The following is a 7,054-nucleotide window of genomic DNA, read 5'->3' as shown; positions in this document are numbered from 1 at the left end:
GGACGCAGAGAGCGCCAAGGGGGTTGGAGGGAGATCATCCTCACCCGGCCCTCGCCATCTGCGGCGCCAACTGAGTGCCCTACCCCAATCCTCCCTCACTGGGGGAGGAAGCAAGTTGCGCCCCCTCTCCCAGCGGGAGAAGGGGACGGGGGGTGAGGGCCAGCAGCCCGCGCACTTCGCCATGACACCCGGGTGAGGCGCGTGCTCCTCGGTTGTCATTGCGAGCCGCCGCAGGTGGCGAAGCAATCTCCTGCTCTCGCGGAAGGGGTGCGCTGTTGCCCGCCGGGCGATCGCTGACTTAATAGCACCATGGCAGAAGCTTAACGTTAACTTAATACTTCAATGATGACTGATTAACCTGACCCTTCTACAATAGCGTAGCTATTGGAACGACAGCCGATTGCGAGACGCTATGGCCACGTACACGCCTCATCAAGAGCGCCATCCGAATACGCTGCGGCGCGAGCATCGTGAATGGTTGCTCTTCGCCCTCTTTATTGGCCCGAACCTGTTGCTGTTTAGCGTATTCACCTATTGGCCACTGCTCTACAACGTCTATCTCAGCATGGTGCGCTGGGATTTTTTGCGCCCGACGATGCCGTTTGTCGGTTTGCAAAACTATATCTCCGCCTTCAGTGACCTGCGTTTCTGGAACATCATCTGGCAAACAGCTACCTTTACCGTCTGGTCGGTGGGGCTAACACTGGTATTGGGGCTGTTGTTGGCGCTGCTGCTCAACCAGTCGCTGCGCTACCGCAACACGGCGCGCGCGATTGTGTTTGCGCCGGTGGTGATGTCGGGCGCCGTGGTGGCAGTGGTCTGGAGCTATATCTTTGACCCACGCTACGGTTTGATCGACCAACTGCTCGGTTTTATCGGTCTCGATTCGCCAAACTGGCTGGTCGATCCGTTCTGGGCTATGCCGGCGGTGATTATAGTCTATGTGTGGAAGAATATCGGTTATGCGGTGGTGATCTACCTCGCCGGCCTGCAAACCATCCCTCGCGAGTTGTACGACGCGGCGCGGGTTGATGGCGCTGGCGCGTGGGAACGGTTCTGGAACGTGACCCTGCCCGGTCTGTCGCCGGTGGCCTTCTTCTTGTCGGTGACCAGTATTCTGACCTGTTTTCAAGCCTTCGATCTCATCCGTGTGCTGACCAATGGCGGCCCGGCTGATGTGACGACGACGCTGGTCTTCCACCTCTACGAGCTGGGGTTTGTCTCGTATGACGCCGGCAAGGCGGGGGTGGTGGCGATCGTGTTGTTTCTCATCATGCTAGCGCTAACCATCGTGCAGATCCGCTATGTCGAGCGGCAAGTGACCTACGGATGATGCTGGGCGGGTGAAACGGATTCATACGGTTGGATTGATATAGACACGGATTAGGTATGGCGGTGACGAACGATATTGAGCGCACAATCACGCCGGTGGCTGTTCGCCGGCGATCGACGCCGCTCTCGCTGGTGGCGTGGCGGATCGCTGGCTATGCGGCGGTGCTGCTGGTCGTGGTGGTGATCGGCCTGCCAGTGTATTGGACGTTGATGGCCGCGTTTAAGGAGACGCGCGAAATCTATTCGCTGCCGGTGACGTGGTGGCCGGCGAACCCGACACTGGCCAATTTTCCGGCGGCGTGGCAGGCGGCGCCGTTTGGACGCTATTACGTGAATAGCTTGATCACCACCTTCTTTGGTGCGGCGGCGGAAGTAGTTTTGGCGCTGTTTTCTGCTTATGCGCTGGCTTACTTGCGCTTTCCGCGCAAAGATTTGGTCTTTCTCTTGCTGCTGGCGGCGCTGATGGTGCCGGTTGAGATCACGATTGTGCCGAATTATCTGACCGTGGCCCGGCTTGGCTGGATCAATACCTACCAAGGCATTATCGTGCCGGGAGCCGCCATCGCCTACGGCACTTTCTTGCTCCGCCAAGCCTTTCTGTCCGTGCCGCGCGAGATTCTCGAAGCGGCGCGAGTCGATGGCGCCGGCCATTTCCGCATTCTATTCAGTGTTGTCGCGCCGATTGCCCAGCCGGCAATTGTGACGATGGCCCTGTTGTCGGTGGTGAGCAAGTGGAACGACTTCCTCTGGCCGCTGATCGTTACCAACACCACTGATATGCGCACGCTGCCGATTGGCGTCTTCTGGCTGCGTAACAGCGAGGGATTATCCAATTGGGGCGTGGTGATGGCCGGGTCGCTCTTCTTGATCGTGCCGGTGTTGATCGGGTTCTTGCTGGCCCAGCGGGCGATTGTGGAAGGCATGACCGCTGGTGCGGTGAAGGGATAGTAGTGGCATTACGCCGTAATGCCTGCATTTCGGTGTAATGCCCTTCCGGTATCGCGCATCACGGCAGTGGGCCGTATGCAATAGATAAATGCTCAGCGTTCACGCGGTTTTGTCGGTACGCAGATTTCACAGGAGGAGCGAGCATGAAGCGGACGTTTACCCGGCGCGAATTGTTGCGCCTGATGATGGTAGGGAGCGGTGCGGCGGTGTTGGCAGCTTGTGGCAACCAGAGCGGGCAGGGCGGGCAGACGGGAACGCAGGCCACCCAAGCCCCGGCAGTGGTGAGCCAACCCGGCTCGAAGGTCAAGATTACCTACTGGGGCTCGTTCAGCGGCAATCTAGGAGAAGCCGAGCTGGCGATGGTCAAGTCGTTCAACGAGTCGCAGAACGAGGTCGAGGTCGAGTATCAGTTCCAAGGCAGCTACGAAGAGACGGCGCAGAAGTTTACCGCAGCGTTGCAGGCCAACACCACGCCCGATGTGATCCTGCTCTCGGATGTGTGGTGGTTTGGCTTCTATCTGGCCGGTGCGATCACCGCGCTCGACGATCTGGCCAAGCAGGTCAATCTCGACTTCAACGACTTCGAGCCGGTGTTGCTCAACGAAGGCGTGCGCAAAGGCGTTCACTACTGGATTCCGTTTGCGCGCAGCACGCCGCTCTTCTACTACAACAAGGCGATCTGGGCCGAGGCGGGCTTGCCCGATCGGGCGCCTGAGACGTGGGCCGAGTTTAGCGAGTGGGCGCCGAAGCTGGTCAAGAGCGATGGCAGCCGGGCCGCGTTTGGTCACCCCAACGGCGCCAGCTACATCGCGTGGCTGTTCCAAGGCGTGGTCTGGCAGTTTGGCGGCCAGTACTCGCAGCCCGACTTCACCATGACCATGACCGACCCCAACACGCTGCGGGCGGCCCAGTTCTATCAGGATACGGTGGTGAAGCACAAGTGGGCGGTGCTCAACACCAACCTCAACCAAGACTTCCTCGGCGGCGCGATCGCCTCGATGATGGCCTCGACCGGCGCGCTGGCCGGCATTCAGGCCAATGCTACCTTCCCGGTCGGCGTCGGCTTCCTGCCCAAAGAGACCAACTTCGGCTGCCCGACCGGCGGCGCTGGGTTGGCGATCGTCAGCCGCGCTCCCGCCGAGAAGCAACTGGCGGCGATGAAATACATCGCGTTTGCCACCAACACCATCAACGCTGGCGTGTGGGCGCGCAGCACGGGCTATATGCCGGTGCGGATCAGCACCAAGCAGACGCCGGAGATGGTCGAGTTCTTTGCCAAGAACCCCAACTTCAAGACGGCGGTTGATCAATTGCCCAAGACGCGGGCCCAAGACGCGGCGCGCGTCTTCGTGCGCAACGGCGACCAGATCATCGGCAAGGGCCTTGAGCGGATCATCGTCAACGGCGAAGCGCCGAGCGCGGTCTTTGCCGCAGTGAATGATGAACTGGCGCAGGGCGCTAAGCCGATCCTTGAAGACCTGAAGGCGCGCGAGGGTTAGTCGTCATTGCGAGGCGAGAAGGGATAGAGCGCCATTCTATCCCTTCTCGACCTCGCTACATCATTTACCTGAACGTTGTTCCCAATGCGAATCAATTGTAACGTAACGAGGGAAACACTACCGTTGCCGGGCTGTTGCGCCGCCGCGCCATAACAGAATGTTCTGGTCACTATGTTGACCATCGCCAACCCCAAAATTGCCGGGTTCACGCCACGCTGGGCCACCTATCGCGGCTTAACCATCCTCTTCGACAATATCGGGCTGCGCCGTGACGGGCCGTGGTTGCGGCTCAACTGCGCGCTCGACGCCATCCCAGAATATACCCTCTACCGTGGTTTGCGCGCCGCGATGTGCGCGCTCGATCCCGATCTGCTCTTGCGCCGGTACTTGTTTTGCGCGCTGCCGCCGGCTACCTATCACGTGACGCTGTGGGATGGGCCGAACGATGGGAATGTTGCGCACGCCTTGCCGCAGGCGCGCCAGCGCATCGACGATCTCTTGCTCGATATTCCCGGCGCGCTCAGCCATGGCAATCTGATCAGCGGCACCATCGCCGGCTCACCGCTCATTCGCCGGCGGGGATGGCAAGTGGGGTTTATTGTGAACCGGCTGGTCATTGTGCAGCAGTCAGCCCTAGTGGCATTACTAACCCCGACGCCGGCGACTCGCGAAGCCTTCGCTATGCTGGTCGAGCTGCGCAGCGCATGGAACGCCAGTTTCCGCCATCGCTTCGGCATTGCCGCGTATGAGCCATACGCGCCGCACGTAACGCTTGGCTATTTTGCTGATCCAGCATTGGCGGCTGAAGCTGAAGCCGAACTGCCCGCTTGGGAAGAGCTGGTCTTGCGCCACACTGCCGGCGCGAGCATTACCTTCATCAGCGCCAGCTTGTACGGCATGATCGACATAGTGACCTTCTTTCGCACCGCGCGGTAGGGTGTAGGGGCTGAGCGTCGCTCTGCCCCTACACCCTTCCGCGCCGCTTACCCCCCTGCCGCAATTGACACGAGATGCTATACTACAAGTGTTGGGGAGGGCTTTCTATCAAAGGAGCTACCAAGATGAGTTCGGGCAAGACGCTGGTCGACCTGATTCGGGAAAAGACGGGGGTCAGCGCCGAGCAGGCGCAGCAGGCGGTTGATGTTGTGGTCGGCTTCTTGAAAGACAAGCTGCCCGATCCGATCGCCGCTCAGATTGATCAGGTGCTGAAGGGCGATGTTGGCGCGCTAGCTGAGCAAATCGATGCCGCGAAGACATTGCTCGGTGGGTTGTTGGGCGGCAAGAAGGATAACTAAGTCTGTCCGGGCAGAGTAGCGCTCTGCCCAAATCTATGGGCAGAGCATTGCTCTGCCCGGACCTTTTTTCCTCGGGATCATCATCAATCGCAGCGCGCATTACCCTAAGGAGGAACCATGGTTATCGGCGGCGTCCTCTTGCTGGTGCTGGCCGTCATTTTTTTCTTTGCCGCCCGCGCCAATGCCAATAAGCTTCAGACCCTCAACGCGGTAGAGACCTACGATACTGCAACGCTGGCGGCCATTCACCAGCGCATTACCGCCTCACTGGGCGCCAGTGGCTTCGCCCAACCCTGCGAAGTCGAAGGCGTGATCGAGTGCGCGTCGCCGCTAACCGGCCCGATCTCAGGGAAGCCACTGGTCGCGTATACCTACACCGTTAACCGCGAGTACGAAGAACGGGTGACAACGACGACCAATGGCAAGCCAGAGACCCGCGTTGAGCGGCGCAGCGAGCAGATCGAGCAGAACGAACGGCGGGCGCCGTTTCTGGTGCGCGACGAACGTGGTCACGTGCAGGTGTTGCCCGATGGGGCGACCCTAGAGGTGATCGAAACCGGCAACCGGTTTGTCGAGACGCCGCAGCCGTGGACGGGCGCAACCCGCGCGTTAGGCCGGCGCGAATGCGAGCGCGGGTTGGAAGTGGGTGCGCGTGTATTTGTGCTCGGCACGGCGATCGATCAGGGTGGCCGGCTCGCGATCGCTCGCCATCCGGCGAATAGCAAACACACCTTTATGATTAGCCGGAAGAGCGAGCAAGAACTGGCCGCGTCGGCGGCAACGTGGGCGCGCAATATGAATTATGCGGCCATTGCCAGTGGCCTGATCGGGTTCGTCTTGGTGGTATGGGGCATGCTGGCGGGGTAGGGTATCCGCTACAGCGTTGCATAGAGGGCAGTGGCGCCGGCGCTGCCCTTCTGAATCCTAGGCTGCTGCCGCATCCCAAGGTAAAGCGGGCCGCGCGGGTCGCTGGGTATGAACCAGTGCGGCGCAGGTATGGAGTGCGGCAGTATCACTGCCGCAGCAGGAGCGATGCCTGCCCGCATTCTTCCCGACCCCCCCATGTCATTGCGAGGGCGCGAAGCGCCCGCAGCAATCACCCGCGACAGCGGGAGCGATGCCTGCCAGTGTCTCCCTCCATCAGAGCAGGAGATTGCTTTGCCGCCTGCGGCGGCTCGCAATGACAGATGGAGAACAATGTCATTGCGAGGCGCTGCCCCTGCGCCGAAGCAATCTCCCGCGTCAGCGGAATCCCTGCCTCGCCACCAACAACACCCTCGCCACCAACACGCAGGCCTGCGGCCCACACCCCTTTTATGGCCCATTATCGCCACTCTTTACCTTATCAAAGATCATCATGCATCTGCGAATTAGATATGTTGGTAATGCTGTGGTAATGGGGGGTAAAATGGCACCCATCGGTGTTTGTTTAGGGCAAGCAGGAACGTTGGCGCAAACTGCGTTCGCGGCGGTTTGTTGGAATGAACTATGTGATGGAGGTGAAGTAATGGATCCGGCAATCGTGTCGTTTCTGACGATGTTGGCTACAGCAGTGCTTAATGCTGCCGCTAACCGAGCTGGTGAAATCCCTGTTGAAAAAGTATTCGAGGTGCTACCAAGTTTACCTAGTTTCCTTCTCAATACAATGCGTAAACCTGAATTCCGCAAAGCTGTTGAACAGGTACGCGACAATCCAAGTGACCCAATGGTGCAGCTCGAAGTTCAGAAACAATTACAGCGCCTAGTAATTGAAGAACCGGCAATAGCACTCCAGTTGCAGGAATTGGTAAATCTGAATAAGTACCTTGCACCAATGAACAGTATTACACCTGATCAAATCAAAGAGGCGCTTAAACCATTCTGGGATCTGAGGTTTTGCACAATCGAGAGGGGGTTGCCAAGGGTAGTAGAATGGAGGCATCAGGACGCAGTTGAGGCGAGGTCAGGAGGGCAGGATGCCGGCCATCGTCGACTTTCCCG

The 7,054-nt window shown here is 59.4% G+C and carries 7 protein-coding genes; all 7 read left to right on the top strand.

The window, feature by feature from the left end:
• Positions 1–412 precede the first annotated feature (412 nt).
• Positions 413–1,333, top strand: coding sequence for a sugar ABC transporter permease (locus tag U9R81_RS10425; protein ID WP_322495397.1), 921 nt, complete (start codon positions 413–415; stop codon positions 1,331–1,333).
• Between the two features lie 56 nt (positions 1,334–1,389).
• Entirely contained in the window at positions 1,390–2,280 is an 891-nt protein-coding gene (locus U9R81_RS10420; RefSeq protein WP_322495396.1) for a carbohydrate ABC transporter permease, read from the top strand.
• Positions 2,281–2,423: 143 nt separating this feature from the next.
• Positions 2,424–3,779: an ABC transporter substrate-binding protein gene (locus tag U9R81_RS10415; protein ID WP_322495395.1), complete on the top strand. Its 1,356-nt coding sequence runs from the start codon at positions 2,424–2,426 to the stop codon at positions 3,777–3,779.
• A gap of 171 nt (positions 3,780–3,950) precedes the next feature.
• A complete protein-coding gene (locus U9R81_RS10410; protein ID WP_322495394.1) occupies positions 3,951–4,715 on the top strand; it encodes a hypothetical protein in 765 nt (254 codons plus the stop codon).
• Positions 4,716–4,840: 125 nt separating this feature from the next.
• Positions 4,841–5,074 carry a hypothetical protein gene (locus U9R81_RS10405; protein ID WP_066784480.1) on the top strand — a complete coding sequence of 78 codons (234 nt, stop codon included), beginning with the start codon at positions 4,841–4,843 and terminating at the stop codon, positions 5,072–5,074.
• Between the two features lie 117 nt (positions 5,075–5,191).
• Positions 5,192–5,941, top strand: coding sequence for an E3 ubiquitin ligase family protein (locus tag U9R81_RS10400; protein ID WP_322495393.1), 750 nt, complete (start codon positions 5,192–5,194; stop codon positions 5,939–5,941).
• Positions 5,942–6,254: 313 nt separating this feature from the next.
• Positions 6,255–7,054: hypothetical protein (locus U9R81_RS10395; RefSeq protein WP_322495392.1), on the top strand; the 800-nt coding region annotated here is incomplete at its 3' end.

The organism is Chloroflexus sp. (assembly GCF_034435895.1).
Taxonomy (GTDB): Bacteria; Chloroflexota; Chloroflexia; order Chloroflexales; family Chloroflexaceae; genus Chloroflexus.
Note: the sequence above shows the minus strand (reverse complement) of the source record. Positions and strands in the feature narration are given on the sequence as shown.